At 71.8% G+C, this 26,441-nt stretch carries 23 protein-coding genes; 16 read left to right on the forward strand and 7 right to left on the reverse strand.

Annotated features, from left to right (window positions below; genetic code table 11):
* Window positions 1–30: 30 nt before the first annotated feature.
* On the reverse strand, window positions 31–1,836 hold the full coding sequence (locus ABZV34_RS27685) for a phosphatidylglycerol lysyltransferase domain-containing protein (protein ID WP_356282126.1): 1,806 nt from the start codon (window positions 1,834–1,836) through the stop codon (window positions 31–33).
* A gap of 225 nt (window positions 1,837–2,061) precedes the next feature.
* On the opposite strand from ABZV34_RS27685, the gene ABZV34_RS27690 reads away from it, so the two are divergent.
* Together ABZV34_RS27690 and ABZV34_RS27695 are read left to right on the forward strand one after the other, a co-directional pair.
* Window positions 2,062–3,186: an alpha/beta hydrolase-fold protein gene (locus ABZV34_RS27690; RefSeq protein ID WP_356282129.1), complete on the forward strand. Its 1,125-nt coding sequence runs from the start codon at window positions 2,062–2,064 to the stop codon at window positions 3,184–3,186.
* Between the two features lie 371 nt (window positions 3,187–3,557).
* The gene (locus ABZV34_RS27695; RefSeq protein WP_356282132.1) at window positions 3,558–5,186 is read left to right on the forward strand and encodes a hypothetical protein; all 1,629 of its coding nucleotides are present in this window, start codon (window positions 3,558–3,560) and stop codon (window positions 5,184–5,186) included.
* Window positions 5,187–5,349: 163 nt separating this feature from the next.
* On the opposite strand, the gene ABZV34_RS27700 is transcribed toward ABZV34_RS27695, so the two are convergent.
* Window positions 5,350–6,684, reverse strand: a complete 1,335-nt coding sequence (locus tag ABZV34_RS27700; protein WP_356282134.1) for a PH domain-containing protein — start codon at window positions 6,682–6,684, stop codon at window positions 5,350–5,352.
* Window positions 6,681–7,184, reverse strand: a complete 504-nt coding sequence (locus ABZV34_RS27705; protein ID WP_356282137.1) for a PH domain-containing protein — start codon at window positions 7,182–7,184, stop codon at window positions 6,681–6,683. The genes ABZV34_RS27700 and ABZV34_RS27705 overlap by 4 nt, the downstream gene beginning before the upstream one ends.
* Before the next feature lie 31 nt (window positions 7,185–7,215).
* On the opposite strand from ABZV34_RS27705, the gene ABZV34_RS27710 reads away from it, so the two are divergent.
* A complete protein-coding gene (locus ABZV34_RS27710; RefSeq protein WP_356282140.1) occupies window positions 7,216–8,367 on the forward strand; it encodes an NADH-quinone oxidoreductase subunit D in 1,152 nt (383 codons plus the stop codon).
* Here the strand turns inward: ABZV34_RS27710 and ABZV34_RS27715 are convergent.
* Window positions 8,332–9,384 (reverse strand): SAM-dependent methyltransferase, encoded by a 1,053-nt coding sequence (locus tag ABZV34_RS27715; RefSeq protein WP_356282143.1) that lies wholly within the window; start codon window positions 9,382–9,384, stop codon window positions 8,332–8,334. The two genes, ABZV34_RS27710 and ABZV34_RS27715, sit on opposite strands and share 36 nt — an antisense overlap.
* Before the next feature lie 119 nt (window positions 9,385–9,503).
* Between ABZV34_RS27715 and ABZV34_RS27720 the strand changes: the two genes are divergently transcribed.
* Both ABZV34_RS27720 and ABZV34_RS27725 read left to right on the forward strand, forming a co-directional pair.
* Window positions 9,504–10,709: a sensor histidine kinase gene (locus tag ABZV34_RS27720; protein ID WP_356282146.1), complete on the forward strand. Its 1,206-nt coding sequence runs from the start codon at window positions 9,504–9,506 to the stop codon at window positions 10,707–10,709.
* Between the two features lie 64 nt (window positions 10,710–10,773).
* The gene (locus tag ABZV34_RS27725) at window positions 10,774–11,445 is read left to right on the forward strand and encodes a response regulator transcription factor (protein ID WP_356282149.1); all 672 of its coding nucleotides are present in this window, start codon (window positions 10,774–10,776) and stop codon (window positions 11,443–11,445) included.
* A gap of 61 nt (window positions 11,446–11,506) precedes the next feature.
* Here the strand turns inward: ABZV34_RS27725 and ABZV34_RS27730 are convergent, their stop codons facing one another.
* Together ABZV34_RS27730 and ABZV34_RS27735 are read right to left on the reverse strand one after the other, a co-directional pair.
* Window positions 11,507–12,613, reverse strand: coding sequence for a DUF5937 family protein (locus ABZV34_RS27730; RefSeq protein ID WP_356282152.1), 1,107 nt, complete (start codon window positions 12,611–12,613; stop codon window positions 11,507–11,509).
* A 121-nt stretch (window positions 12,614–12,734) separates the two neighbouring features.
* Entirely contained in the window at window positions 12,735–13,955 is a 1,221-nt protein-coding gene (locus ABZV34_RS27735; RefSeq protein WP_356282155.1) for a beta-eliminating lyase-related protein, read from the reverse strand.
* Between the two features lie 173 nt (window positions 13,956–14,128).
* Here ABZV34_RS27735 and ABZV34_RS27740 point away from each other — a divergent pair, with 173 nt between their 5' ends.
* The 10 genes from ABZV34_RS27740 (at window position 14,129) to ABZV34_RS27785 (ending at window position 22,585) form a co-directional block, all read left to right on the forward strand.
* Window positions 14,129–15,061 (forward strand): DUF2520 domain-containing protein, encoded by a 933-nt coding sequence (locus ABZV34_RS27740; RefSeq protein WP_356282158.1) that lies wholly within the window; start codon window positions 14,129–14,131, stop codon window positions 15,059–15,061.
* A complete protein-coding gene (gene panC / locus ABZV34_RS27745) occupies window positions 15,058–16,047 on the forward strand; it encodes a pantoate--beta-alanine ligase (protein WP_356282161.1) in 990 nt (329 codons plus the stop codon). Before ABZV34_RS27740 ends, panC begins: the two co-directional genes overlap by 4 nt.
* Window positions 16,044–17,843 (forward strand): L-aspartate oxidase, encoded by a 1,800-nt coding sequence (locus ABZV34_RS27750; protein WP_356282164.1) that lies wholly within the window; start codon window positions 16,044–16,046, stop codon window positions 17,841–17,843. The genes panC and ABZV34_RS27750 overlap by 4 nt, the downstream gene beginning before the upstream one ends.
* Window positions 17,844–17,848: 5 nt before the next feature.
* The gene (nadC, locus tag ABZV34_RS27755) at window positions 17,849–18,865 is read left to right on the forward strand and encodes a carboxylating nicotinate-nucleotide diphosphorylase (protein ID WP_356282166.1); all 1,017 of its coding nucleotides are present in this window, start codon (window positions 17,849–17,851) and stop codon (window positions 18,863–18,865) included.
* A gap of 5 nt (window positions 18,866–18,870) precedes the next feature.
* A complete protein-coding gene (locus ABZV34_RS27760) occupies window positions 18,871–19,668 on the forward strand; it encodes a type III pantothenate kinase (protein ID WP_168529338.1) in 798 nt (265 codons plus the stop codon).
* A gap of 353 nt (window positions 19,669–20,021) precedes the next feature.
* Window positions 20,022–20,645, forward strand: a complete 624-nt coding sequence (locus ABZV34_RS27765) for a hypothetical protein (RefSeq protein WP_356282190.1) — start codon at window positions 20,022–20,024, stop codon at window positions 20,643–20,645.
* Window positions 20,646–20,658: 13 nt separating this feature from the next.
* On the forward strand, window positions 20,659–20,838 hold the full coding sequence (locus ABZV34_RS27770) for a hypothetical protein (protein ID WP_356282169.1): 180 nt from the start codon (window positions 20,659–20,661) through the stop codon (window positions 20,836–20,838).
* Between the two features lie 98 nt (window positions 20,839–20,936).
* Complete coding sequence (locus tag ABZV34_RS27775) at window positions 20,937–21,449, forward strand: BlaI/MecI/CopY family transcriptional regulator (protein WP_356282172.1); 513 nt, start codon at window positions 20,937–20,939, stop codon at window positions 21,447–21,449.
* A 9-nt stretch (window positions 21,450–21,458) separates the two neighbouring features.
* Window positions 21,459–22,022 (forward strand): amino-acid N-acetyltransferase, encoded by a 564-nt coding sequence (locus ABZV34_RS27780; protein ID WP_356282175.1) that lies wholly within the window; start codon window positions 21,459–21,461, stop codon window positions 22,020–22,022.
* A 227-nt stretch (window positions 22,023–22,249) separates the two neighbouring features.
* Window positions 22,250–22,585 carry an Lsr2 family protein gene (locus ABZV34_RS27785; protein WP_153289284.1) on the forward strand — a complete coding sequence of 112 codons (336 nt, stop codon included), beginning with the start codon at window positions 22,250–22,252 and terminating at the stop codon, window positions 22,583–22,585.
* Here the strand turns inward: ABZV34_RS27785 and ABZV34_RS27790 are convergent.
* Window positions 22,564–23,316 (reverse strand): SCO3374 family protein, encoded by a 753-nt coding sequence (locus tag ABZV34_RS27790; protein WP_356282178.1) that lies wholly within the window; start codon window positions 23,314–23,316, stop codon window positions 22,564–22,566. The two genes, ABZV34_RS27785 and ABZV34_RS27790, sit on opposite strands and share 22 nt — an antisense overlap.
* A gap of 430 nt (window positions 23,317–23,746) precedes the next feature.
* Between ABZV34_RS27790 and ABZV34_RS27795 the strand changes: the two genes are divergently transcribed.
* On the forward strand, window positions 23,747–26,275 hold the full coding sequence (locus ABZV34_RS27795; protein ID WP_356282181.1) for an ATP-dependent Clp protease ATP-binding subunit: 2,529 nt from the start codon (window positions 23,747–23,749) through the stop codon (window positions 26,273–26,275).
* The last annotated feature ends 166 nt before the right edge of the window (window positions 26,276–26,441 follow it).

The raw sequence follows: 26,441 nt of genomic DNA on the forward strand, positions 1-26,441 counted from the left end.
GGGAGCCCTCGCGCGGGCCGGTCCGCGCGGCTACGCCGCTGTGACCCCGCGGTCCGCCACCGCGTGGGCGCAGGGGCGCGGGGACCGGACACGGCGGCGGAGCAGGCCGGGAAGGGCCAGGGTCACGAAGCCCTCGGCCTGCATGGCGGCGAAGCCGATGCGCGGGAGGTCGCGGGAGGAGCCGTAGACGACGAAGCGGGGCTCCCAGCGCGGGCGGAACTTGGCGTTGAACTTGTACAGGGACTCGATCTGGAACCAGCGGGACAGGAAGACCAGCAGGCCCCGCCAGGCGCGCAGCACGGGCCCCGCGCCGATCTTCTCGCCGCGTGCCAGCGCCGAGCGGAACATCGCGAAGTTGAGCGAGATCCGCTGGATGCCGAGGCGGGGGGACGCCTCCAGCGCGGCCACGATGAGGAGTTCGTTCATGCCGGGGTCGGCGGCGCGGTCGCGTCGCATGAGGTCCAGGGAGACCCCGTCGGTACCCCACGGGACGAAGTGGAGGACGGCCTTCAGGTCACCGTACGGGCCGGGTGCGTCGTCGGCCTTGTGGGCGGTGGCGATCAGGCAGTCGCTGTCGGACGGGTCGCCGATGCGGCCGAGCGCCATGGAGAAGCCGCGCTCGGTGTCCGTGCCGCGCCACGCCTCCGAGGCGCGACGTATCCGGTCCAGTTCGCCCTCGCTCAGGTCACGGATGCGCCGTACCCGGGTCTCGTAGCCAGCCCGCTCGATGCGTTTCACCATCTGGCGCACGTTGCGCATCGCGCGCCCGGCCAACGAGAAATCCGCGACGTCCACCACCGCCTCGTCCCCCAGTTCCAGGGCGTCGAGGCCGGTCTCGCGGGTCCACACCTCGCCGCCCGTCTCGGAGCAGCCCATCACGGCCGGGGTCCAGGAGTGGGCCTTGGCCTCGTCCATGAAGCGTTCGATGGCACCGGGCCAGGCCTCGACGTCACCGATGGGGTCGCCGCTGGCCAGCATCACGCCGGAGACGACGCGGTAGGTGACGGCCGCCTTGCCGCTGGGCGAGAACACGACGGCCTTGTCGCGGCGGAGCGCGAAGTGACCGAGTGAGTCGCGGCCGCCGTGTTTGTCGAGGAGGGTCCGCAGCCGGGTCTCGTCGTCCTCCGTGAGGCGGGCGGCGGGGTGTTCGGGGCGGAAGGCCAGATAGATCGTGGTGACGGCGGTCAGCCAGCCGAGCGCGCCGAGCGAGAAGGCGACCGTCCAGGAGGTGGGTCCGGCGTAGTCGACGGGGCCCTCGAAGCCGAACAGGCCGTACAGCACGTGGGCGAGGCGGTCGGCCAGACTCGGGTCGCCGACCATCCGGTCCTCGTGGGCGCTGACGATGATCAGTCCGAGGACCAGGGAGCCGGCGCCCATGAGGACGAAGTTCGCGAGCGCACGCCAGCGGCTGCGGGGATCGGGCAGGGCGGCGAACTCGCTCCGGTGGCGCAGCAGCGGGGCGAGCAGCGCCAGGGAGATGACGACGCCGATGAGCGAATGGCGGTACGCGAACTGGGCGACGGCGCCGGCCGGCAGCAGCACCACGGCGGCGCGCCACGCCCGGCGCTTGCGGCGGCGCAGTCCGTGGGCGAGGAGCAGCAGGAGCACGCCGGCGCTGAGCGACAGCGCCGCGGCGAAGGGGCCGAACGAACCCGGCAGCACCTCGGCCATGGCGTGCATCCGGCTGCGCCGGAAGCGCGGGAAGACGCCGGCGGCGATGTCCAGGACCCCTACGAGCGTGCAGGCCCTGGCGACGAGGGCGGGGACGGCCTCAGGGCGGGGACCACGGACTATGCGTCGCGTCCTACCTGTTCGGTCTGGAACCCCACCTGACATTTCCCCATCTATCCTGACAGACATCGCATCCCGTAGTTCTGCGAGAGACCTTGATTCCGGTGCCATTCCGGCATCCGGCGACATTGCGCCCTCTAGGACGGTGTCTTGGGGGGTCAGGTTCACTCCCCATCGGAAAGCCGGTTCAAAAGGCAAGGAAAGTCCGGGGCAAGCTCCTGCGAAGGCGCAGGGCGCGTCCGGGACGGGAAGCGCGGGCGGGAACAGTCCATGGGTCTCACAAGCAACAAGGTGCTGGTGTTGGCGATCTTGTTCGCCGTGCTGCTGTTCGTCGGCACGGTGTGGTGGTGGCCACGGCTGGCGCGGCGCGGCTGGCGGGCCGTCGGCGGACGGATCGGCCTGCTTCTGGTCACGCAGGTGGCGGTCTTCGCCTCGATCGGTCTCTTCGCCAACCAGGCGTTCGGGTTCTACGCGACCTGGGCCGACCTCCTCGGCCAGGAGAGCGGCCAGGGTGTGGTGGTCGACCATTCGGGTCACGGGGCCGGCGGCCCTCTTCAGGTCGTCGACACCCGGCAGGTGAATGTGTCGGGCGGTGCCCGGCCGCAGATCGGCGGTCAGATCCAGAAGGTCGACATCGTCGGCCGTACGACGCACATCGCCACCCCGGCGTACGTCTATCTGCCCCCCGAGTACTTCCAGTCGCGATACCGCACCCGCACCTTCCCGGCGACCACTGTCCTCACCGGATACCCGGGCACCGCGGAGGCGCTCATCAAGGGGCTGCACTATCCGCAGACGGCCCACGAGCTGGCCAAGGACGGCAGGATGCAGCCGATGATCCTGGTCATGATGCGGCCCACCGTCGCGCCACCGCGGGACACCGAATGCGTGGACATCCCGGGCGGACCGCAGACCGAGTCCTTCTTCGCCAAGGACCTTCCCGAAGTCGTAGGGGCCCACTACAGGGTGGGCAAGAGGCCCGGGAGCTGGGGCATCGTCGGCGACTCCACGGGCGGGTACTGCGCGCTGAAACTGGCCATGCACCACCCCGAGACGTACGCCGCCGGGGCGGGCCTGTCGCCCTACTACAAGGCGCCGATCGACCCGACGACGGGCGACCTCTTCCATGGGGACCGGCTGCTGCGCAATGCGGCCGACCTGCGCTGGTATCTGCGGCACAACCCCGCGCCCAAGACGTCGCTGCTGGTCACCAGCAGCAAGGTGGGCGAGCACAACTACCGGGACACGCTGCGGTTCATCGACCAGGTGAAGGCCACCGGACGCACCGGGATCGCGTCGGTCATCCTCGACAGCGGTGGTCACAATTTCAACACGTGGCGAAGGGAGATCCCGGGGACGCTGCAGTGGATCAGCGGGATGCTGAGCGACCGCTGACGGCCCCACCGGGGGACCGCTGGCCACCCCTCCGGGGAGTGTGAACGGCGCGGCGGAGAAGATCCTGGGAATTCCCGCCGACTGTTTCGTGGTGGGTTCTCCGGCCGTTCCGCCGCCTATTCGGCGGGAAACGCGACCTCAAAGCGCTTTTCGGAATGACGAAGGGGCCGGACGCAGGGCCGGGCCGCGGGATCAGGACGAAGAGGCCGATCAACAACGAGTGGCGCTCGCGGTCATGCGGGGCATGCGGTGGCCCTTTAGGGGCAAGTGGTCACCCTTGAGGCTGCCGGTGCGCCGCGGAGGTTTCGGGGTGGCTGTGTTTTTACCGGGCGGGGCTCCAAGATTCGCCTACGCGCGGTAAGTTTCTGGCCATGCCACGTGGACGTCACCGTCATTCCCCGCCTCTGCACAGGCTGCTGCCTCCCTCGGCCATCGCGGGCGTCTCGCTCGTCTGCGCCGTGGGTCCCTGGCTGTTCACGGAGCCAGGTGTGCTCCGCATGCTGGCAGCGGGCGCCGCGGTGACCGCTGCCGTCGGCGCCGTCGTCATGCGCAGCTGGGACACGGCCGCGGGCAAGCGGGTCGCGGACCTCACGCGCGCGCGTGCGAGCGACGAGTGGCGCCATGAGGAGCGCGTCGCCGAACTGGAGACGGATCTCGACGAGTCGCGCGAGCTGCGCACCAAGCTCGAACACAACCTGCGCGCCAAGCGCGTGGAGCTGGCGGGCCTGCGCAACGAGCACGCGGCGCTGCTGCGGCGGTACGCCACTGCGGAGACCGAGCGGGCGAGCGCGCTGGAGGGCCGTCGGCTGCTCGAGATAGAGACCACGGCTCCCGCGCGCGAGCTGACCGCCGCGGGGGAGCCGGCGCGGTCCGAGGACGCGGCGGAGCCGGAGACCACCGAAGGGGCCGACTCGGCGGAGACGCCCGAGGACGGGGCCGACGCGGGCGAGGAGACGCAGGCCGACGCGGGCGAGGGCACGGACGCGCGGGAGGCGGCGGAGAAGACGGAGGAGGAGGCCGACGAGGAGTCGGCAGCCGGGGCGTCGGAGGCGTCCGGGGGGCCCGAGGCCTTCTCCCCGGCCGGGTCGTCGCTCTTCCTGCGGGCCGACGCGGCGCTCAGCCGGATCGCGGGCGGTGCCGCGGAGGCCGACGTCCCGGACGCGGACACCGACACCGACGCCGGCTCTGCCGCGGACACCGCCTCCGACGCCGGGGGTGCTGACGCCGCCGACGGCGACGCCCACGGTGACGCGGGCGACGGCACCGAACCGACCGCGGACTCCGATCCGGAGCCGGACCCCGACCCCGAGGCCGAGTCCGTGCCGCAGGACGACGACGCCGGTGCCTCCGCGGGTGCCGAGCCCGGTGACTCACCGGCGGACGGGTCCGCGCACGACGCCCCCGCGACCCCCGCGAGCGCTCTGAGCCTCTTGGACGAGCGGCGCGCGCGAGCCGACGTCACCGACACCGCCGCGTCCGCGCACGGAGCCGGGGAGCGGACGGACGGGACACGGCCGGCGACGACGCCCGGGGCCGCCGACGAGCACGCGCGCACGGACACCGTTCCCGCGCCTCCGCAGACCCCCGTTCCCGCTCCCACCGCCGCTCACGCGAAGGCGTCCGCGGTGGCCGACGAGGCGGCCCACCCGGCGCAGCCGGTGAAGCCCGCCAAGCCCGTGCGTCCCTCCGGGCACTTCACCGTGCCGACCGCGGTGGCCGTCGTGCCGACCGCGCCCGCGCGGCGCCCGTCCGTCGAGGGCGGGTTCGACTTCTTCGGTACGCAGCAGGGATCGTCGCCCGAGGCGATGGCGTCCATGCAGAACGAGGACCTCGCCGACGTGGTCGGCCAGGAGGCGCTCGCCCTGCACAAGGCCGAGGCCGAGGCCGGTTTCAAGCCCGTCGACGAGAGGTCCCGCGGGGTCGGCCAGGTCATCGACCTGACGGCGCACGACGAGACCGAGCACATCGACGTGGGCGTGCTGCGGAGCGCGGTTTCCTGACCGTGCCTCCCGCCGCCTGAGGCGTCAGGGGTCCTGCGACGAGAGGGCAGTGGCACCGGGCCACTGCCCTCTCGCCGTCAAGCCCTCCCCACCAGACCTTCCGCGCACCGCGCCTCGCGTATCAGACCTTCGGTATCAGGCCCTCCACGTCAGGCCCCGCCCGTCACGCCATCCACCGGTCCGGCCGGGCCTCCCGCCGCCCCGTCCGTGACCGGTCCGCCTGCGCCTGAAGGAGCTCCGCGGCCTCCGCGGCGCGGCGCAGCCGAGCCGTCACCGTCTTGCCGGCCCCGGTGTCCACATGGACGTCGGCGAGGCCGTGGAAGCGTTTCCAGGGCCCCTGCGTCAGCCGGACGCTCTGGACCTTCGCATGGGGTACGAGGGAGAGGCTGCGGCGCAGCAGGCCGTGGCGCGTGGCGAACACGGTGTCGGTGACGGCGATCCCGTACCCCCGCCACCAGAACGGCACGCACCAACCGGCCCGGCGCGGCGGCCGGGACAGGGCGGACGGCACCGTCACTCCCGGCAGCACGCCCGCGACCACCGCCTCGGCGACCTCGCGCGGGGCGACCGGCACGAGGACGGAGTTGGACGATCCCGCCACGTCCAGTTCGACCCGTACCCACCCGCGCCGCCGCCACAGCAGCGGTTCGACGATCCGTACGGTCTGCACGCGCCCCGGCGGCACCGTCTCGTGGGTACGGTCGAGGAGGCCGTGGTCGATGCGGAGCCCGTCGGGGGAGTCGCCCACCGTCCAGTCGTACTCGCCGACGAACCGGCCCACGCTGCTCGCGCCCGCGGCGCCGAGCAGCGGCACCCCGGTCGCGAGGACCGACCACACGCTGTGGGTGGCGAACCAGAGCACGGGCGGTACGACGAGCGCGGCGGCCAGGGAGCCCCAGGTGGCGCCGGTGAGGACCAGGGAGACGGCCAGGACGCCCGCGGGGACGTGCAGCAGCCGTCGTACCGGGGCCTCGCCGACCTCGCGCGCCGTCTCGGGGGCGAAACCGGCCGCGCGGGCGAGGAGTTCGGCGCGCAGGGCGCGGGCGTCGTCCTCGCCGAGGAAGGCGAGTTCGTCCTTCTTGTGCGTCCCCACGACGTCGAGTTTGAGTTTGGTGACACCCGCCACGCGGGCCAGCAGCGGCTGGGTGACGTCGACGGCCTGGAGGCGGTCGAGCCGGATGTGCGCGGTACGCCGGAAGAACAGGCCGGTGCGGATGCGCAGTTCCGTCTCGGTCACCGCGAAGTGCGTGAACCACCAGCTGAGAAAGCCGTAGAGGGCGGCCGCCGGGACGATCACGGCGAGCCCGATGAGCAGGGCCGTCGTCGTCAGCCGGGTCAGCTGCTCCTGTGCCTGATCGGGGTCGTGGACGGCCCAGCCGGCTATCACGGCGACGGGCGCCCAGGCCCGCCGGAACGGCGTCACGGGGTGCAGCCGCCGCTCGACCAGCGGCTTCTCCTCCCGCGCGGTCTCCTGCGGGCCCGGCGCCGGCGTCGTCACAGCCCCGCCGATCGGGCCTCGCCCAGCTCGGTCAGCCGGTCGCGCAGCCGCTCGGCCTCGGCCGGGTCCAGCCCCGGGATGCGGGCGTCCGTCGCCGCGGCCGCCGTGTGCAGCTGCACGCTCGCGAGCCCGAAGTGCCGCTCGACGGGTCCGGAGGTCACCTCGACCAGCTGCATCCGCCCGTACGGCACCACGGTCTCCTCGCGGAACAGCACCCCCCGGCTGATCAGCAGGTCGTCCGCGCGCTCGGCGTACCGCCAGGAGCGCCAGTTGCGCCCCAGCATCCGCCAGCCCCACCCGAGCAGAGCGAGCGGCAGCAGGGCGAAGGTGGCCCAGACCGGCCCCGCGAGCAGTCCCGGCAGGAGGGCCACGGCGATCGTCAGCAGCCCCAGCCACACCACCAGCAGCAGCCGGCGCATCCGCAGCAGACCCGGCGGCAGCCCGGTCCAGACAGGCTCCGAGGCGGTGTCGACCGCGGCTTCCGTGCTCCGCTTTTCCATGCCGCAAGGGTACGTACGCCAGACTGTGTCCATGACTCCCAAGACGGAGACCACGATCGGTATCGGCGGCGCCGCGGAAAGCACCGACATGGTGCTCAACATCGGCCCCCAGCATCCGTCGACGCATGGCGTGCTGCGGCTGCGGCTCGTGCTCGACGGCGAACGGATCCGGCATGCCGAGCCGGTGATCGGCTATATGCATCGCGGTGCGGAGAAACTGTTCGAAGCGCGCGACTACCGCCAGATCGTCATGCTCGCCAACCGCCACGACTGGCTCTCGGCGTTCTCGAACGAGCTGGGTGTGGTGCTCGCCGTGGAGCGGATGCTCGGCATGGAGGTCCCCGAGCGCGCGGTGTGGCTGCGCACGCTGCTGGCGGAGCTCAACCGCGTCCTGAACCATCTGATGTTCCTGGGCTCCTACCCCCTGGAGCTGGGCGGGATCACGCCGATCTTCTACGCGTTCACGGAGCGCGAGGAGCTCCAGCACGTGATGGAGGAGGTCTCCGGCGGGCGCATGCACTACATGTTCAACCGGGTCGGGGGCCTCAAGGAGGACCTCCCCGCCGGATGGACCACACGCGCGCGCGGCGCCGTCACCGCGCTGCGCTCGCGGATGGGCGTGTACGACGACCTGGTGCTCGGCAACGAGATCTTCCGGGGGCGCACGCGGGACGTGGGCGTCCTCGCGCCCTCGGCCGTGCACGCGTACGGCGTGAGCGGGCCGATCGCGCGCGCCTCGGGGGTCGACTTCGACCTGCGCCGCGACGAGCCGTATCTGGCGTACGGCGAACTCCAGGACACCCTGAAGGTCGTCACGCGGCAGGAGGGCGACTGCCTGGCCCGCTTCGAGTGCCTCCTGGAGCAGACGCACAACGCGCTGGACCTCGCGGACGCCTGTCTCGACCGGCTGGCAGAGCTGCCGCCCGGACCGGTCAACCAGCGCCTCCCCAAGGTCCTCAAGGCGCCCGAGGGCCACACGTACGCCTGGACCGAGAACCCCCTCGGCATCAACGGCTACTACCTGGTCAGCAAGGGCGAGAAGACCCCGTACCGGCTGAAGCTGCGCTCGGCCTCGTTCAACAACATCCAGGCGCTGACCGAACTGCTGCCGGGCACGCTGGTCGCGGACATGGTGGCGATCCTGGGATCACTCTTCTTCGTGGTCGGCGACATCGACAAGTAGATCGGCGAGCAGGCCGTCGAACAGGGCGCGGCGGCCGGACCGGGGCACTCCCACCGGCTGCAGCAGCCAGCCGAAGCCGCCCAGGCCGCCGGGCGCGGTGAGCTCGGCGGCCTCGCCGGCGCCCGCGAGGGCGCGTACGTACGCGGCAGGATCGCTCGAAGCCAGCGTGAGCGCCGGTCGGGCGCCGCTCACGCCCAGCGCGCGCAGCGCGTCCCGCTGGGTCACCACGTGCCCCCCGGGCAGCGCGCACGCGTCGAGCGCGACGTGCGCTGTGATGTCGCACGACCCGTCGGGCACGGCCCGTGTCTCCCGGCCCCCACGAAAGCCCGTGAGCGTCCCGAAGGGCGGCCGGGCGGCGGCGAGGTGGGCGTAGTCGACGGCGACGGCCAGACCCCGGTCGAGGGTGGCCACGGCTCCGGCCCAGGCCGTGTCCCTGGAGAGCCCGATCTCGGCGCGGGCCCCCTCGCCGGACGCCGGCCACCACGCGCGCAGCCACCGCGCCTCCGCCCCGGCGACGGGCTCCCCGAGGCGTTCGGTCCCGTCCTCGGGCCGTACGAGAACGAGTCTCCGTACGCCCTCGGAGTCCACCTCCGCCACGTCCACCGGTACGTTGTCCAGCCACTCGTTGGCGAACAGCAGCCCGGTGGTCCCGCGTGGGGGCTCCGGGAGCCACTGGACACGGGGGTCGAGTCCGGCGGGGCGCCCGGCGTGTTCGACGGCGTACGCGCGTGCCCGGGAGGCCACGTCGGACGGGAGCGCGGCGAGGACACCCGTCGCCAGTTCGCCGTGGCCGGCCGCCATGTCGACGAAGTCGAGCACGGCGGGACGGCCGAGGGCCTCGTCGACCCGGCACAGCAGCCGGGCCACGGCGGCCGCGAAGAGCGGGGAGGCGTGCACCGACGTACGGAAGTGGGCCGCGGGTCCCTCGGGCCCGCGGTAGAAGCCCGACGGGCCGTACAGCGCCTCCTGTGCCGCCTCGCGCCAACCCCGCCACACGCCCGCCGCCTCATGCCTCACCGGGCCAGGCTAAGCGTCGGGAACGGGGGGAGCCTCCACCTTGGGGAGTACGAGCACCGCTCGCGGATCGGCCCTCCGGTTGACCCCTGCACACTGCACGCTTCCCTACTCTGGGTTACGTGCAGCGCCTTTATGACTTTCTCCGCAGACACCCGACGTGGGTCGACGGCTTCTGGGCCGTCGTCCTGCTCGGGATCTCCGCCGTGAGCCTCGCCAAGGTCGACGGCGCTGCGAACCGCCACGGGTCGCTCGCGGTGGCCCTCCCGATCGCCCTGGTCCTCAGCCTGGTCGTGGCGCTGCGCCGCCGTATGCCCGAGAAGATGCTGGTCTTGGCGGCCGCGATGGGCCTCGCCCAGCTGGTCCTGGACGTCGAGGTGGTGCCCGCCGACTTCGCGATGCTGGTGATCATCTACACCGTGGCTGCGGACGGCGCCCGCTGGGCCTCGCGCTTCGCGCTGATCGGCGGCCTGTGCGCGGCGACCCTCTCGCAGATCCGCTGGCCCCAGCTCGACTCCGGCTCACTGGGCAACGTCCTGATAGCGGCCTTCCAGACGGTGCCGTTCGCGCTCGCCTGGGTGCTCGGCGACTCCGTCCGCACCCGCCGTGCCTACCTCGCCCAGCTGGAGGAGCGGGCCGCCCGGCTGGAGAAGGAGCGTGAGGCGCAGGCCAAGGTCGCCGTCGCCGCCGAGCGCGCCCGGATCGCCCGCGAGCTGCACGACGTGGTCGCCCACAACGTCTCGGTGATGGTGGTCCAGGCCGACGGCGCCGCCTACGTCATGGACACCGCCCCCGAGCAGGCGAGGAAGGCCCTGGAGACCATCTCCGGGACCGGCCGTCAGGCGCTCGCCGAGATGCGCCGCCTGCTCGGCGTGCTGCGCACCGGCGAACACCAGGAGGTCGGCGAGTACGTGCCGCAGCCCGATGTGGAGCAGCTCGACGACCTCATCGAGCAGTGCCGCACCTCGGGGCTGCCCGTCGACTTCAAGGTCGAGGGGACACCGCGCCCCCTCCCCAGCGGCGTGGAGCTCACGGCGTACCGCATCGTGCAGGAGGCGCTCACCAACACGCGCAAGCACGGGGGCCCGAACACCGGTGCGAGCGTGCGCCTGGTCTACTTCGACGACGGCCTCGGCCTGCTCGTCGAGGACGACGGCAAGGGCGCGCCCCACGAGCTGTACGAGGAGGGGGGCGCCGACGGGCAGGGGCACGGTCTGATCGGGATGCGCGAGCGCGTCGGCATGGTCGGCGGCACCCTGGACGCGGGACCGCGGCCCGGTGGAGGCTTCCGCATCAGTGCCCTGCTGCCGCTCAAGCCCGCGCACTGACACCTGTACACGTGCGATCCGTACGCACATGTGATCCGTAAGCAAGTGATGTGAAGGGACCCCGATGGCGATCCGCGTGATGCTCGTCGACGACCAGGTGCTGCTGCGCACCGGTTTCCGGATGGTGCTCGACGCCCAGCCGGACATGGAGGTCGTGGCCGAGGCGGGCGACGGTGTCGAGGCTCTCCAGGTGCTGCGGGCGACGGCCGTCGACGTGGTGCTGATGGACGTCCGGATGCCGAAGCTGGACGGGGTGGAGACCACGCGCCGCATCTGCTCGGAGCCGGACCCCCCGAAGGTGCTGATCCTCACCACCTTCGACCTCGACGAGTACGCCTTCTCGGGACTGAAGGCGGGTGCCTCCGGCTTCATGCTCAAGGACGTGCCGCCCGGCGAACTGCTCACCGCGATCCGCTCCGTGCACAGCGGTGACGCGGTGGTCGCGCCGTCCACCACCCGGCGCCTGCTCGACCGCTTCGCGCCGATGCTGCCCAACGCCGGCAAGGACCCCCAGCACAAGGGGCTGGAGCGGCTCACCGACCGCGAGCGCGAGGTGATGATCCTGGTCGCGCAGGGCCTGTCGAACGGCGAGATCGCGGCCCGCCTCGTGCTCTCCGAGGCGACCGTGAAGACCCATGTGGGGCGCATTCTGACGAAGCTGGGGCTGCGGGACCGGGTACAGGTGGTGGTCCTCGCCTACGAGACGGGGATCGTACGGGCGGGCGGTCACCGCTGATCCGTCGTCGGGCCGGGCGTGCCCGGCCCCGCGCGGTCCCACCGGGGCCGTGGGGCGCGGCTCAGCGCAGGATGCCCTCCAGGAAGTCGGTGCCGAGCCGGGCCACGACCGTCACGTCCAGCTGGTGCAGCACGTACCGGCCACGGCGCCGCGTGGTGATCAGGCCCGCCTTCTTGAGCACGCCCAGGTGCCGGGATATCTCGGGAGCCGTCATCCCGTTCACCTGGGCCAGCTCGCCCGTGGTGAACACACTGCGGGCCAGACTCCGGCAGATCCGCATCCGGACCGGATGCGACAGGGCGGTCATCCGCAGCGTCAGCTGCTCCAGGGAGGACGGGGCGGTCAGCTCGGGGGAGCCGACCGGGTAGTGCAGCACCGGCTGCCAGCCGTACCGGTGCAGCACCATCAGGTGCGGCCAGCCGAGGCTCGTCGGCACCAGAAGGAGGCCGCCGTCCCCGGTGGACGTCCGGCCCTGGCCCAGCTTGTCGACCGTGATCGTCCGGGTGCTCTCGTCGAGCGCCATCGCGGGGGAGACCGAGGCCACGGCCTCCGCCAGGCCCTTGCGCCGCAGGAGGTCCGTCTTGTGCCGGGCGTCCGCCGCGAGCTGGTGGCGCAGCCGGGACCAGGTCTCCGCGAAGAACGCCTCGTCGCAGTCCTCCAGGAACTGCCGCAGCCACGCCCGGATCTGCGGGGGATCGTCCAGCAGCCGTCTGCTGAACCGCACCTGCCGGGGTCCGCGCGCGGCGGCCAGCTCCAGCGCCCGGTCCTGCAGCTTCGGGTCGGAGAGCGTGTCGGGGCCCGGCCCGTCGTACGGGAGCGCGCAGGTGAACTCCAGCGCCGCGTCCACGAACTGCTCGTCCGTCAGCTTGTCCAGCTGGTCCAGCTCCTCGGCGAGCGTGGCGCCCGGGAGCGTGCTCCGGCCGGGGATGCCCGCGTACGGCAGGAACAGGTCGGAGAAGGTCGTCCGCCACAGGAAGTCGGCCTCGCACATCCGGTCGGCGAGATGCGGGTCGAGGCGGGGGGTCACGCCGGTCGCCCAGCCCTGGAGCCCGGGGTGGTGCCCCGGCTCGGACAGCGCGTGCAGCGCCATCCCGAGCTCGGCCAGCGGCGAGGGCACGACGGCGATCCGCTCCGGCCGCAGCCCGGTGACATCGATGCGCACGCTCATGACCTCATGGTGCACCCCGGCACCGACAACGCCGCCGCCGATTGACGGCGGCCGTCAATCGGCGGCGGCGTACGACGGGCGCGGGCGCCCCGGGAGGGCCGGGATCTCAGCCGGGCGGATCTCAGCCGGGCAGCCGCGCCACGAAGTCCGCGACGGCCGCCTTCACGTCCCCGGCCGTCCACTCGAGGCCCGGGGCCGCCACCGTGACCTCGGTGAGCGCCAGCCCCGGGCCGCCACGACTCCAGCGCCCGAAGAGACCGGTTCTCGTCTCCTCGGTGTGCAGCGTCGCCGCGTCCGTGAGCACCTCGGCGTCATAGGGCAGCCAGACCTGGAACTGATGGGTGTGCGGCTCCTCGGGATGGACGCGCGCCCAGGGCACCCCCGCCTCGGCGAACCCCTCCCGCAGGGCCGCGGCGACCACGCGCGCGTGGGCCACGTACGCGGGCAGCCGCGGCAGCTCCCGGTCCAGCCCGATCAGCGCCGCCAGAACGGTCGGGAACTGCTGGAAGACCATGCCGCCGTAACGGTGCCGCCAGGCCTTCGCCTCGTCGATCAGCGTCCTCGGGCCCGCGACCGCCGCACCGCCGAGGCCGCCCAGCGACTTGTAGAACGACACGTAGACGCTGTCCGCGAGGCCCGCGATCTCGTCCAGGGGACGACCGAGACGCGGGGTGCACTCCCACAGCCGGGCTCCGTCGAAGTGCACGACGGCGTCCCGCTCGCGCGCCGCCTCCGTGACCGCCACGAGCTCCTCCCAGGACGGCAGTACGAAACCGGCGTCCCGGAGGGGCAGTTCGAGGAGCAGTGAACCGAACGGTTCCTCGAAGTCCCGGACCTCCTCGGCGGTCGGCAGCCGCGGTTCGTCCGTCACGCGGACCGGGCGCAGGCCGCTGAGGCTGCTGAACGCATGCCGCTCGTGCGTCTCCGGGTGGCTGAGCGCGTGCATCGCGACGGTCGCGTCGCCGGTACGGCCCGCCCAGCAGCGCAGGGCGACCTGCTGCGCCATGGTCCCGGTGGGGAAGAAGGCGGCCGCCTCCTTGCCGAGCAGTCCGGCGACCCGCTCCTCCAGGGTCTCCACCAGCCGGTCGCCGTACATGTCCACCGGCCGGTCGAGGTCGTACACGCCCTCGGCGCCGTCGCTCAGCCAGGCCAGCCGCGAACGGACCGTCTGCAGATGGCTGGACCGCGACAGCACCCGTTCGGCCGCCTGCCACGCGGCATTTCGCCGCTCCCGCTTCCGCTCCGCCGTCTCTTCCCGGTCCTGCCCGCCCGTCTCCTCCGTGTCCCGCTCCGGGTCCCGCTCCGCGGCCTGTTCCCGGCCCCGCTCCGCCGAATCGCTCATCCCCGGATGATGCCGTGCGCCGTCCCGTCCCTGCACCCCCATTTGCACACCCGTCGCGACCTGCGGAAACCCACAGCCTGTGGACAACCGAAACGGCCCCCGAACCAATCGCGTTAACATGACGAGAAATCGTCCGGTACCCCGAGCGGACTGGAACGGAAGGCCGCCGTCGAGTGAGTACATCCCCCCAGCCAGAACCCAAGGACCGACCCGCACGACTCGGCGTCGGCGTCGTCGGCGCGGGCCGCGTCGGCCCCGCCCTCGCGGCGGCCCTCCAGCTCGCCGGACACCGCCCGGTGGCCGTGTCCGGGGTCTCCGACGCCTCCAGGCGCCGTGCCGCGCAGCTCCTGCCCGATGTGCCGCTGATGTCCCCGGCACAGGTCCTCGAGCGCGCCGACCTGGTCCTGCTGACGGTCCCGGACGACACCCTGCCCGGCCTCGTGGAAGGACTCGCCGAGACCGGGGCCGTCCGGCCCGGCCAACTGCTCGTCCACACCTCTGGGCGGTACGGCGCGAGGGTCCTCGACCCGGCACTCAGGGCCGGCGCCCTGCCGCTCGCGCTGCACCCCGCCATGACCTTCACGGGGACCCCCGTGGACGTGCAGCGGCTGGCCGGATGCTCCTTCGGGGTCACCGCGCCCGAGGAGCTGCGCCTCGCCGCCGAGGCCCTCGTGATCGAGATGGGCGGCGAGCCCGAGTGGATCTCCGAGGAGTCCCGGCCGCTCTACCACGCGGCTCTCGCGCTCGGCGCCAACCACCTGGTGACCCTGGTCGCCGAGTCCATGGACCTGCTGCGCGCCGCGGGCGTCGAGGCACCCGACCGGATGCTCGGCCCGCTGCTCGGCGCCGCCCTCGACAACGCCCTCAGGTCCGGCGACGCGGCCCTCACCGGGCCCGTCGCGCGCGGGGACGCGGGCACGGTCGCGGCCCACGTCGCCGAACTGCGCAAACACGCCCCGCAGACCGTCGCCGGCTACCTCGCGATGGCCCGCGCGACCGCCGACCGCGCCCTCGCCCACGGACTGCTGAAGCCGGAACTCGCCGAGGATCTCCTCGGGGTACTCGCCGACGACGCGACCCTGCCCGACGACGGGAGCGACCGATGACCGTCCTGCTGCGTACCTCCGACGACCTGCACGCGCGCGGACGGGGTGAGCGCCGGGTCGCGGTGATGACCATGGGGGCCCTGCACGAGGGCCACGCCACGCTGATCCGCACGGCCCGCGAGCTCGCCGGCCCGCGGGGCGACGTCGTCGTCACCGTCTTCGTGAACCCCCTCCAGTTCGGCGCGGGCGAGGATCTCGACCGCTACCCCCGCACCCTCGACTCCGACGTCAAGACCGCCGAGCAGGCGGGCGCCGACGCCGTGTTCGCCCCCTCCGTGGACGAGGTCTACCCGGGTGGCGAACCCCAGGTCCGGCTCTCCGCCGGCCCCATGGGTGAGCGCCTGGAGGGCGCCACGCGCCCCGGCCACTTCGACGGCATGCTCACCGTCGTCGCCAAGCTGCTGCACCTCACCCGGCCCGACACGGCACTGTTCGGGCAGAAGGACGCCCAGCAGCTCGCCCTGATCCGCCGCATGGTCCGCGACCTGAACTTCGGCGTGGAGATCGTCGGCGTACCCACCGTGCGCGAGGACGACGGACTCGCCCTCTCCAGCCGCAACCGCTTCCTGGCGCCCGAGGAGCGGCGCACCGCCCTCGCGCTCTCCCAGGCGCTGTTCGCCGGCCGCGACCGGCACGCCGCCCAGGAGGCCCTGCGCGCGCGGGCCCGCGAAGTGCCCGCCACGCGCGCGCGTGCCGAGGCGCTCAGCGCGATCGGCGAGTCCCGCGCCGCCGCCGACGCGCACGCCGTGGCCAAGGCCGCCCCCAGCGGCCCGACCGGTGTCCGCGCGGCCGCGCGCCTGATCCTGGACGAGGCGGCCCGTCTCCGGCCGCCGCTGGCCCTGGACTACCTGGCACTGGTCGATCCGTCGGACTTCACCGAGATCCAGGACGACTTCACCGGTGACGCGGTCCTCGCCGTCGCCGCCCGGGTCGGGACGACCCGCCTGATCGACAACATCCCCCTCACCTTCGGAGCCGCCTCGTGACCGGCAAAGGCACAGGTACCGGTAAAGCCACAGGTACTGGCATACGACTGCACGCGCCCGCCCCCGGCTGGGCCCTGTCCGCCGACGTGGTGGTCGTGGGCTCCGGCGTCGCCGGCCTCACCGCCGCCCTGCGCTGCGAGGCCGCGGGCCTGACGACCGTCGTCGTCACCAAGGCACGCCTGGACGACGGTTCCACCCGCTGGGCCCAGGGCGGCATCGCCGCGGCCCTCGGCGAGGGCGACACCCCCGAGCAGCACCTCGACGACACCCTGGTCGCGGGCGCGGGACTGTGTGACGAGGACGCGGTACGCATCCTCGTCACGGAGGGCCCCGACGCCGTACGCCGCCTCATCGCGACCGGAGCCCACTTCGACGAGTCCTCCGAGGGCGACCTGGAACTCACCCGCGAGGGCGGCCACCACCGCCGCCGCATCGCGCACGCCGGCGGTGACGCGACCGGCGCCGAGATCTCCCGGGCGCTCGTCGAGGCGGTCCGCGCGCGCGGCCTGCGCACGGTGGAGAACGCGCTCGTCCTGGACCTCCTGACGGACGCCGACGGCCGCACCGCGGGTGTGACCCTGCACGTCATGGGAGAGGGCCAGCACGACGGCGTGGGAGCCGTGCACGCCCCCACCGTGGTCCTCGCCACCGGCGGTATGGGCCAGGTCTTCTCCGCGACCACCAATCCCTCGGTCTCCACGGGCGACGGCGTGGCCCTCGCGCTGCGCGCCGGCGCCGAGGTCTCCGACCTCGAATTCGTCCAGTTCCACCCGACCGTGCTGTTCCTCGGCCCGGACGCGGAGGGCCAGCAGCCGCTGGTGTCGGAGGCGGTACGGGGCGAGGGCGCCCATCTGGTCGACGCGGACGGCGTGCGCTTCATGCTCGGCCGGCACGAGCTGGCCGAGCTGGCACCCCGGGACATCGTCGCCAAGGGCATCATGCGCCGCATGCAGGAGCAGGGCGTCGAGCACATGTACCTCGACGCCCTGCACTTCGGCGCCGACATGTGGGAGCACCGCTTCCCGACCATCCTCGCCGCCTGCCGCGCCCACGGCATCGACCCGGTGACCGAGCCCGTACCGGTCGCCCCGGCCGCCCACTACGCCTCCGGCGGCGTCCGCACGGACGCCCGGGGCCGCACCACGGTGCCCGGCCTGTACGCCTGCGGCGAGGTCGCCTGCACCGGAGTGCACGGCGCCAACCGGCTCGCCTCCAACTCCCTCCTGGAGGGCCTGGTCTACGCCGAGCGCATCGCGGCCGACATCGCGCACAACCGTGCCGAGGAGGGCCTCCACGCGCGCGTGCCCGAGCCGGTCCCGCACCCCGACAAGCCCGCGCACCCGCTGCTCGCGCCCGAGGCCCGGTTCGCCATCCAGCGGATCATGACGGACGGCGCGGGCGTCCTGCGCTCGGCCGAGTCCCTGTCCCACGCGGCCGACCGTCTCCAGCGGCTGCACACGGACGCCCGTGACGCCCTCGACGAGAACGGCAAGACCTCCGAGCCCGGCGTCGACACCTGGGAGGCCACCAACCTCCTGTGCGTGGCGCGGGTCCTGGTCGCCGCCGCCCTCCTGCGCGAGGAGACCCGCGGCTGCCACTGGCGCGAGGACCACGCCGACCGCGACGACTCGGACTGGCGCCGGCACATCGTCGTCCGGCTGAATCCCGACCGCACGCTCGCCGTGCACACCACCGACACAGCAGACTTCCCCCCGACCCTCCCCCAAGCCGACGGCCCCGCCCGGGCAGGGGAGCCCCCCATGTCCCAGCAGACGCCCCGCGACCAGGAGCAGTGACCGAAGTGAGCACCCCCGACCTTCCCCTCGCCCAGAGCGGCGGCTGCGGCGACGGCTGCGGCTGTGGCGGCGCCGACAACGACGGCGACGAGACGTACATGGAGTGCGGCCTCGACCCCGCGCTCGCCCAGCTCCTCGCCGACGCCGGACTCGATCCGCTGGAGGTCGAGGACATCGCGAACGTCGCCATCCAGGAGGACCTCGACAACGGCGTGGACGTGACGACCGTCGCGACCATTCCCGAGGACGCCGTCTCCACCGCCGACTTCACCGCCCGTGACGCGGGCGTCGTCGCGGGCCTGCGCGTCGCCGAGGCCGTCGTCTCCGTGGTCTGCACCGACGAGTTCGAGGTGGAGCGGCACGTCGAGGACGGCGACCGGGTCGAGGCGGGACAGAAGCTGCTCAGTGTCACCACCCGCACCCGCGACCTCCTCACGGCCGAGCGCAGCGCGCTGAACCTGCTGTGCCGGCTGTCCGGCATCGCGACCGCCACGCGCGCGTGGGCCGACGCCCTGGAGGGCACCGGCACCCGCGTGCGCGACACCCGTAAGACGACCCCGGGCCTGCGCTCCCTGGAGAAGTACGCGGTGCGCTGCGGCGGCGGCGTGAACCACCGCATGTCGCTCTCGGACGCCGCACTGGTCAAGGACAACCACGTGGTCGCCGCCGGTGGCGTGGCGCAGGCCTTCACGGCCGTCCGTGAGGCCTTCCCGGAATTGGCGATCGAGGTCGAGGTCGACACGCTCCACCAGCTGCGCGAGGTCGTGGACGAGGGCGCCGACCTGATCCTCCTCGACAACTTCACGCCCGTCGAGTGCGAGGAGGCGGTGGCCCTGGTCGCCGGCCGCGCGCTTCTGGAGGCCTCGGGCCGGCTCACCCTCGGCAACGCCGAGGAGTACGCCAGGACGGGCGTCGACTTCCTCGCGGTGGGCGCCCTGACCCACTCCTCGCCGATCCTGGACATCGGCCTGGACCTGCGCGACGCGTCGGCGGACGAGGCTTCCACGGACGAGGCGGAGTAGGACCCATGCTCCTGACCATCGACGTCGGCAACACCCACACGGTCCTCGGCCTCTTCGACGGCGAGGAGATCGTCGAGCACTGGCGCATCTCCACGGACGCCCGCCGCACCGCCGACGAGCTCGCCGTGCTCCTCCAGGGCCTGATGGGCATGCACCCGCTGCTCGGCGAGGAACTCGGCGACGGCATCGACGGCATCGCGATCTGCGCCACCGTCCCGTCCGTGCTGCACGAACTGCGCGAGGTGACCCGCCGGTACTACGGCGACGTCCCGGCCGTCCTGGTCGAGCCCGGCGTCAAGACGGGCGTGCCGATCCTCACGGACAACCCCAAGGAGGTCGGCGCGGACCGCATCATCAACGCGGTCGCGGCCGTCGAGCTCTACGGGGGGCCGGCGATCGTCGTCGACTTCGGTACCGCGACCACGTTCGACGCGGTCAGCGCGCGGGGTGAGTACGTGGGCGGTGTCATCGCGCCCGGGATCGAGATCTCCGTCGACGCGCTCGGGGTCAAGGGGGCCCAGCTGCGCAAGATCGAGGTGGCCCGGCCGCGGGCGGTCATCGGCAAGAACACCGTCGAGGCGATGCAGTCCGGGATCATCTACGGGTTCGCGGGGCAGGTGGACGGGGTCGTCAACCGGATGGTGCGGGAGCTCGCGGAGGATCCGGACGATGTCACCGTCATCGCGACCGGGGGGCTGGCGCCGATGGTTCTGGGCGAGGCCTCGGTCATCGACGAGCACGAGCCGTGGCTCACGCTGATCGGGCTCCGCCTGGTGTACGAACGAAACGTGTCCCGCACCTGAGGAGTTCCGCCCCGCCGGCCTGAAGGGCCTTGTCCTCGAACGCCGGACGGGCTGATGGCGCGGGCCCGCGCCGGAGACGCAAGGCCGAGACGCAAGGCCGAGACGCAAGGCAGCGCTCAAAGGCCGGCGCCCGGGCCATGCGTTTCAGCCCGTCCGGCGTTCGAGGACGAGCCCTCCGGGCGATGCGGGGGTCCGGGGGGCGGCAGCCCCTTGGCAGGGGCAGGGAGAGCCGGGGGCCGCGGTCACCAGGGGACGGGCGGGGGCCCAGGACACGCGTAGGGGGATATGGCGGATTTTGTCTGATTAGCGCGTATCGTCGCGGCATGCCCACGCCCTACGGATCCCGCGGCGGCATGGCGTTCGGTGCGCAGGAGCTGCGTGTGCTCCGTCGTGCTCTCGCCCTCGCCCTCCATCCCGCCCCCGCCTCGGCCGAAGACGTCCAGGACTGCCTCCGGCTCGCCGAATCCGTCGACGAGGCCGCCCGCGAGGGGGCCAGGCTCCGGGCCTTCCTGCTGGCCGACCTCTCCCGCTACCGGGCGGCTCTGCCCGGCACGGCCGCCGGCTACCTCGTACTCCTGGAAGAAACCCTGGCCGCCGGCTACCGGCCGAATCCGGACGATCTCGCCGCCCTGCGCGCCCTGCGCGGGAACCCCGCCGCGGCCGCCCTCCTGGCGCGCTGCTGCGACCTCGCCGAACGGGACGTCCGCGTCCGCCTGGCGGACCGCACGGCCACTCCCACGGTCCCGGCGTCCCGTACCCGGCTGACAGCTCTCCCCGGAGGTCTGGCACGGGCCGCGAGTGCCGACGAGCCCGTCCGGAAACCGGCCGACCGGCCCGCCGCCGACCCGAAACCGAACCCTCCCGGCAGGGGCCCGCGCCCGGACCGCCCGATCCCCACCCCGGGCGAGGTCTTCCCGCCCAGGCGCAAACCCGCGCCGCCACCGGTGAACCCCCCTCAGCAACTCGCGGCGGGCTAGCTACTCTGGAGGCATGGACTATGTCTCCGCGCTCGTGCCCCCCGTAGTGATGGCCGTGTTCTTCATCGGGTTGATCGTGACGATCGTCAAGACCCAGGGCGGTGCCAACAAGTCCAAGGAGGACGCGGTCGTCGACGCCGCTCTCGCGCGGGCGGACGGCGCCCGCCAGGTCTCCCGGGACTCCGAGGCCTGAGCGCCCGACCCCTTCGGGGCGCTCATCGGCGTACGACTCATACGTTTTTCGAGTCGTACGCCCTTTTTGTTGCCGATCTCCCACTATTGTTCTGAGCTGTGCCTCGCCCATTGGGAGAACTCGAAGACTCGGTCATGACGCGGGTGTGGAAGTGGAACCGCCCGGTGACCGTTCGAGAAGTCCTGGAAGACCTTCAGCAGGAACGGTCCATCGCCTACACCACGGTGATGACCGTTTTGGACAATCTCCATCAGAAGGGCTGGGTGCGTCGCGAGGCGGAAGGCCGGGCCTATCGATATGAGGCGGTCTCCACGCGTGCCGCCTACTCGGCGGCCCTCATGAACGACGCATGGTCCCAAAGTGACAACCCCGCCGCCGCTCTCGTCGCCTTCTTCGGCATGATGAGTGAGGAACAGCGCCATGCGCTGCGCGACGCCATGCGTATCGTGCAGTGGCCCGAAGAAGCCCCGGTTGTCGCCGAAACGCCCGCACCTCCGGAAGCTTCCGGGGAGAAGCGCGAGGAGAAGTCGGGCGAGAACCCGGCCGGGAACGCGGGGGAGAAGCCGGGCGGCGAGAACCCCGCCTCGGACCGTGACGGCACCGGGCGATAGCGTCCGCTCATGCCAGCAGAGCATCCAGCGCGGCGGCCCGCGCCGCATCCCGGGGACACCGCGAAAGCCATCACCGTCCGGCGGGCCAGGACCGGCGATGTCCCGGCCGTGCGCCACCTCCTCGACGCGAACGTCCGGCGCCGCATCCTGCTCGACAAAGCCACGGTGACGCTTTACGAGGACATCCAGGAGTTCTGGGTCGCCGAACGCGACACCGGCTCAACTACTGAGGTCGTCGGCTGCGGCGCGCTGCACGTGATGTGGGAAGACCTCGCGGAAGTCCGCACTCTCGCGGTGAACCCGGCGGTCAAGGGCGCCGGTGTCGGTCATCAGTTGCTGGAGAAGTTGCTGCACACCGCCCGCTGGCTCGGCGTCCGCCGCGTTTTCTGTCTCACCTTCGAAGTGGACTTCTTCGCGAAGCACGGCTTCGTGGAGATCGGTGAGACGCCGGTCGACACCGATGTGTACGCCGAGCTGCTGCGTTCCTATGACGAGGGCGTCGCGGAGTTCCTCGGTCTCGAACGAGTGAAACCGAACACCTTGGGCAACAGCCGGATGCTTCTGCATCTGTGATCGCCGGCCACTATTCCGCCGGACCGGCTTGCCCGCGTTCCCTATGTCCGAAACGCGCACGTTTCCGGTCTTCCCGTGGCACCTGAGTCTCCGCCAGGGGTTTGTGTTTTTCCAGCAAAAGCGGTTTGCTTTCCGACGTACTGCAGTACTGCATATAACAGGGGACGCGAAACGGCGGCCTACGCCGCAGACCCTCGGCCCTCACGTTATCGATGAAAGGAAATCCGGTGGCACAGAAGGTTCAGGTCCTTCTTGTCGACGACCTCGACGGCGGCGAGGCGGACGAGACGGTGACGTTCGCGTTGGACGGCAAGACCTACGAGATCGATCTCACGACCGCCAATGCGGACAAGCTGCGCGGTCTTCTCGACGCGTACGTGAAGGGTGGGCGCCGTACCGGTGGCCGCGCTTCGGGCGGACGCGGAAAGGCGCGCGTCGCTTCCGGTGGCAGCCAGGACACCGCGCAGATCCGCGCGTGGGCGAAGGAGAACGGTTACGAGGTCAACGACCGTGGCCGCGTTCCCGCGCAAATTCGCGAGGACTACGAGAAGGCCAACGGCTGAGCGCACGCGCGCCGCAACCGGATGCGGTGGCACTGAGTCGCCATCGTCTCCACGAGTCGTACGAGATCGGGGGCGCCCCCACCGCCCCCCATGGCCGACAGAGTCGGCAGCGAGGCTTCCACCTCGCACCCCGGCTCAGGGGGCCGCAGCCAGACGGCGGCCCCCTGCGGACCGGACCCGCCGGCGGAGATCGGCCCTTCGGGCACCCCCGGCGGCAGCGGAGCCCCGATGCTCCCGCCCGCCCCGAACGCCGTGAGATCCAGCGCGAGGGTGCCCCACTCCAGCCAGTCGAGCAGCCCCGGCAGTTCCTCCGCGCTCCCCGCCGCCACCAGCAGCCGCATCCGCGCCCCGCGCCGGACCGGCCGGCCCCCGTACCGGGACGGTGAATCCCCCGGGCGGACCGCGGAATCCCCGGAGTTCTCATGTGGCGCCGGGAGAACCGGCTCTCGCGCTCCGGAATCCCCTGGAGCACCGAAATCAGCGGGACCACCGGAATCGCCCTGCCGTTCCGGCAGGTTTCTGCGCAGGGTCACCGGAGACGTCGGACCGAGGTGCCGCAGGGCCGCGAAACCCGCCTCCGCGGGGACTTCCAGCACGTCGAAGCGCACGCCGGTGGCCAGCCGCACCGGTGCGCCGGGCACTGTCGTCCAGCCCAGTTCGTTCTCGTACCACTGCCGCGTCCGGTCGCTCAGGTCGAGCGGGCGGCGAGGAAGGGGGACAGTGGGAACCATGACAGGAGCAACCGACGGAAGGGCTCCAGAGTTACGCTGGGTGTTTCATGATGAGCGCAGAGTGTCGAACAGGGGGGCGCGCGGGGACGATCGGCGGCGCAAAGATGTTCGCCCGTAGCGGAGGGAACCTGTGCGCACCGCATGGAGTGTCGGTGCGTACGGGTAAGACATCCCTAGTGGGAGGGGCGACACGCAGAGCCTGGGCACCTCACGTTCGCCATCGGCGTACAGCTCATGAGGGTATCTGCCTGGCCTGCGGGAACATCGTCTCGCACCATCAGGTTGGAGCAGATGTCGGCGTTCGGGGTCAGGAGGCCAAGGACGGTGTCGGCAGTTGGAATGAGCGGTCCCCGCTTGCGGGACTAAGCTGCGGAAGGACAGGGAGGGGAGCGTCCCCTTACTGCCTGACCGCTCTGAGGAGCGATTAACGATGTTCGAGAGGTTCACCGACCGCGCGCGGCGGGTTGTCGTCCTGGCTCAGGAAGAAGCCCGGATGCTCAACCACAACTACATCGGCACCGAGCACATCCTCCTGGGCCTGATCCACGAGGGTGAGGGTGTCGCCGCTAAGGCCCTGGAGAGCCTCGGGATTTCGCTCGAGGCGGTCCGCCAGCAGGTGGAGGAGATCATCGGGCAGGGTCAGCAGGCCCCGTCCGGGCACATCCCCTTCACCCCCCGTGCCAAGAAGGTCCTGGAGCTCTCCCTCCGCGAGGCCCTTCAGCTGGGCCACAACTACATCGGCACGGAGCACATCCTGCTCGGCCTGATCCGAGAGGGCGAGGGCGTCGCCGCCCAGGTCCTGGTCAAGCTGGGCGCCGATCTCAACCGGGTGCGGCAGCAGGTCATCCAGCTGCTCTCCGGTTACCAGGGCAAGGAGACCGCCGGCGCCAGTGGCGGTCCTGCCGAGGGCACCCCCTCCACGTCCCTGGTCCTCGACCAGTTCGGCCGGAACCTCACCCAGGCCGCTCGTGAGTCCAAGCTCGACCCGGTCATCGGGCGCGAGAAGGAGATCGAGCGGGTCATGCAGGTGCTCTCCCGCAGGACCAAGAACAACCCGGTCCTGATCGGTGAGCCCGGTGTCGGCAAGACCGCTGTCGTCGAGGGCCTGGCGCAGGCCATCGTCAAGGGCGAGGTGCCCGAGACCCTCAAGGACAAGCACCTCTACACCCTGGACCTCGGTGCGCTGGTCGCCGGCTCCCGCTACCGCGGTGACTTCGAGGAGCGCCTGAAGAAGGTGCTCAAGGAGATCCGCACCCGCGGCGACATCATCCTGTTCATCGACGAGCTCCACACCCTGGTCGGTGCGGGTGCCGCCGAGGGCGCCATCGACGCGGCCTCGATCCTGAAGCCGATGCTGGCCCGCGGCGAGCTCCAGACCATCGGTGCGACCACTCTGGACGAGTACCGCAAGCACCTCGAGAAGGACGCGGCCCTCGAGCGCCGCTTCCAGCCGATCCAGGTGGCGGAGCCTTCCCTCCCCCACACGATCGAGATCCTCAAGGGCCTGCGCGACCGCTACGAGGCACACCACCGCGTCTCCATCACCGACGAGGCACTGGTCCAGGCCGCCACCCTGGCCGACCGGTACATCTCGGACCGCTTCCTGCCGGACAAGGCGATCGACCTGATCGACGAGGCGGGCTCCCGGATGCGCATCCGCCGGATGACCGCGCCGCCGGACCTCCGCGAGTTCGACGAGAAGATCGCGGGCGTCCGCCGCGACAAGGAGTCGGCCATCGACTCCCAGGACTTCGAGAAGGCGGCCTCTCTCCGCGACAAGGAGAAGCAGCTGCTGGCGGCGAAGACCAAGCGGGAGAAGGAGTGGAAGGCCGGCGACATGGACGTCGTGGCCGAGGTCGACGGCGAGCTGATCGCCGAGGTCCTCGCGACCGCGACCGGCATCCCGGTCTTCAAGCTGACCGAGGAGGAGTCGAGCCGCCTGCTGCGCATGGAGGACGAGCTCCACAAGCGGGTCATCGGTCAGAAGGACGCCGTCAAGGCGCTCTCGAAGGCGATCCGTCGTACCCGGGCCGGTCTGAAGGACCCGAAGCGTCCGGGTGGTTCGTTCATCTTCGCGGGCCCGTCCGGTGTCGGTAAGACCGAACTGTCCAAGGCCCTCGCCGAGTTCCTCTTCGGTGACGAGGACGCGCTGATCTCCCTCGACATGTCGGAGTTCAGCGAGAAGCACACGGTGTCGCGTCTCTTCGGTTCGCCCCCCGGTTACGTGGGCTACGAGGAGGGCGGCCAGCTGACGGAGAAGGTGCGCCGCAAGCCGTTCTCGGTCGTCCTCTTCGACGAGGTCGAGAAGGCCCACCCGGACATCTTCAACTCGCTGCTGCAGATCCTGGAGGACGGTCGCCTGACCGACTCCCAGGGCCGGGTCGTGGACTTCAAGAACACGGTCATCATCATGACGACCAACCTCGGCACCCGGGACATCTCCAAGGGCTTCAACCTGGGCTTCGCGGCCACGGGTGACACGAAGTCCAACTACGAGCGCATGAAGAACAAGGTGTCGGACGAGCTCAAGCAGCACTTCCGCCCCGAGTTCCTCAACCGCGTCGACGACGTGGTCGTCTTCCCGCAGCTGACGCAGGAGGACATCCTCAAGATCGTCGACCTGATGATCGGCAAGGTGGACGAGCGCCTCAAGGACCGGGACATGGGCATCGAGCTCTCCCAGTCCGCCAAGGAGCTGCTGTCCAAGAAGGGTTACGACCCCGTTCTGGGCGCGCGGCCGCTGCGTCGCACGATCCAGCGCGAGATCGAGGACACGCTCTCGGAGAAGATCCTCTTCGGTGAGCTGCGTCCCGGTCACATCGTGGTCGTCGACACGGAGGGCGAGGGCGAGACCGTGACCTTCACCTTCCGGGGCGAGGAGAAGTCGGCACTGCCCGACGTCCCGCCGATCGAGCAGGCCGCGGGTGGGGCCGGTCCCAACCTGAGCAAGGAGGCGTAACCCTCCGGGTTCGCCGCAGTACGAGAAGAGGGGGGGGGGGGGGGGGGGGGGGGGGGGGGGGGCCCCGGGGGGGGGGGGGGGGCGGCCGGCGGCGCGGGGGGGAGGGAACCCGTGGGAGCACTACGGGGCGGGGGGGTGTGGTGGGGGGTTGGTGGGGGTGGGGTGG

Source organism: Streptomyces sp. NPDC005195 (assembly GCF_040608315.1).
GTDB classification, from domain to species: Bacteria; Actinomycetota; Actinomycetes; order Streptomycetales; family Streptomycetaceae; genus Streptomyces; species Streptomyces kaempferi.

Excerpts from the sequence above, each read along its gene's own strand:
- ABZV34_RS27685 (WP_356282126.1), bottom strand. The coding sequence starts at position 1,836 with ATGTCAGGTGGGGTTCCAGACCGAACAGGTAGGACGCGACGCATAGTC.
- ABZV34_RS27690 (WP_356282129.1), top strand. The coding sequence starts at position 2,062 with ATGGGTCTCACAAGCAACAAGGTGCTGGTGTTGGCGATCTTGTTCGCC.
- ABZV34_RS27695 (WP_356282132.1), top strand. The coding sequence starts at position 3,558 with ATGCCACGTGGACGTCACCGTCATTCCCCGCCTCTGCACAGGCTGCTG.
- ABZV34_RS27705 (WP_356282137.1), bottom strand. The coding sequence starts at position 7,184 with ATGGAAAAGCGGAGCACGGAAGCCGCGGTCGACACCGCCTCGGAGCCT.
- ABZV34_RS27710 (WP_356282140.1), top strand. The coding sequence starts at position 7,216 with ATGACTCCCAAGACGGAGACCACGATCGGTATCGGCGGCGCCGCGGAA.
- ABZV34_RS27725 (WP_356282149.1), top strand. The coding sequence starts at position 10,774 with ATGGCGATCCGCGTGATGCTCGTCGACGACCAGGTGCTGCTGCGCACC.
- ABZV34_RS27730 (WP_356282152.1), bottom strand. The coding sequence starts at position 12,613 with ATGAGCGTGCGCATCGATGTCACCGGGCTGCGGCCGGAGCGGATCGCC.
- ABZV34_RS27735 (WP_356282155.1), bottom strand. The coding sequence starts at position 13,955 with ATGAGCGATTCGGCGGAGCGGGGCCGGGAACAGGCCGCGGAGCGGGAC.
- panC (WP_356282161.1), top strand. The coding sequence starts at position 15,058 with ATGACCGTCCTGCTGCGTACCTCCGACGACCTGCACGCGCGCGGACGG.
- ABZV34_RS27760 (WP_168529338.1), top strand. The coding sequence starts at position 18,871 with ATGCTCCTGACCATCGACGTCGGCAACACCCACACGGTCCTCGGCCTC.
- ABZV34_RS27765 (WP_356282190.1), top strand. The coding sequence starts at position 20,022 with ATGGCGTTCGGTGCGCAGGAGCTGCGTGTGCTCCGTCGTGCTCTCGCC.
- ABZV34_RS27770 (WP_356282169.1), top strand. The coding sequence starts at position 20,659 with ATGGACTATGTCTCCGCGCTCGTGCCCCCCGTAGTGATGGCCGTGTTC.
- ABZV34_RS27780 (WP_356282175.1), top strand. The coding sequence starts at position 21,459 with ATGCCAGCAGAGCATCCAGCGCGGCGGCCCGCGCCGCATCCCGGGGAC.
- ABZV34_RS27790 (WP_356282178.1), bottom strand. The coding sequence starts at position 23,316 with ATGGTTCCCACTGTCCCCCTTCCTCGCCGCCCGCTCGACCTGAGCGAC.
- ABZV34_RS27795 (WP_356282181.1), top strand. The coding sequence starts at position 23,747 with ATGTTCGAGAGGTTCACCGACCGCGCGCGGCGGGTTGTCGTCCTGGCT.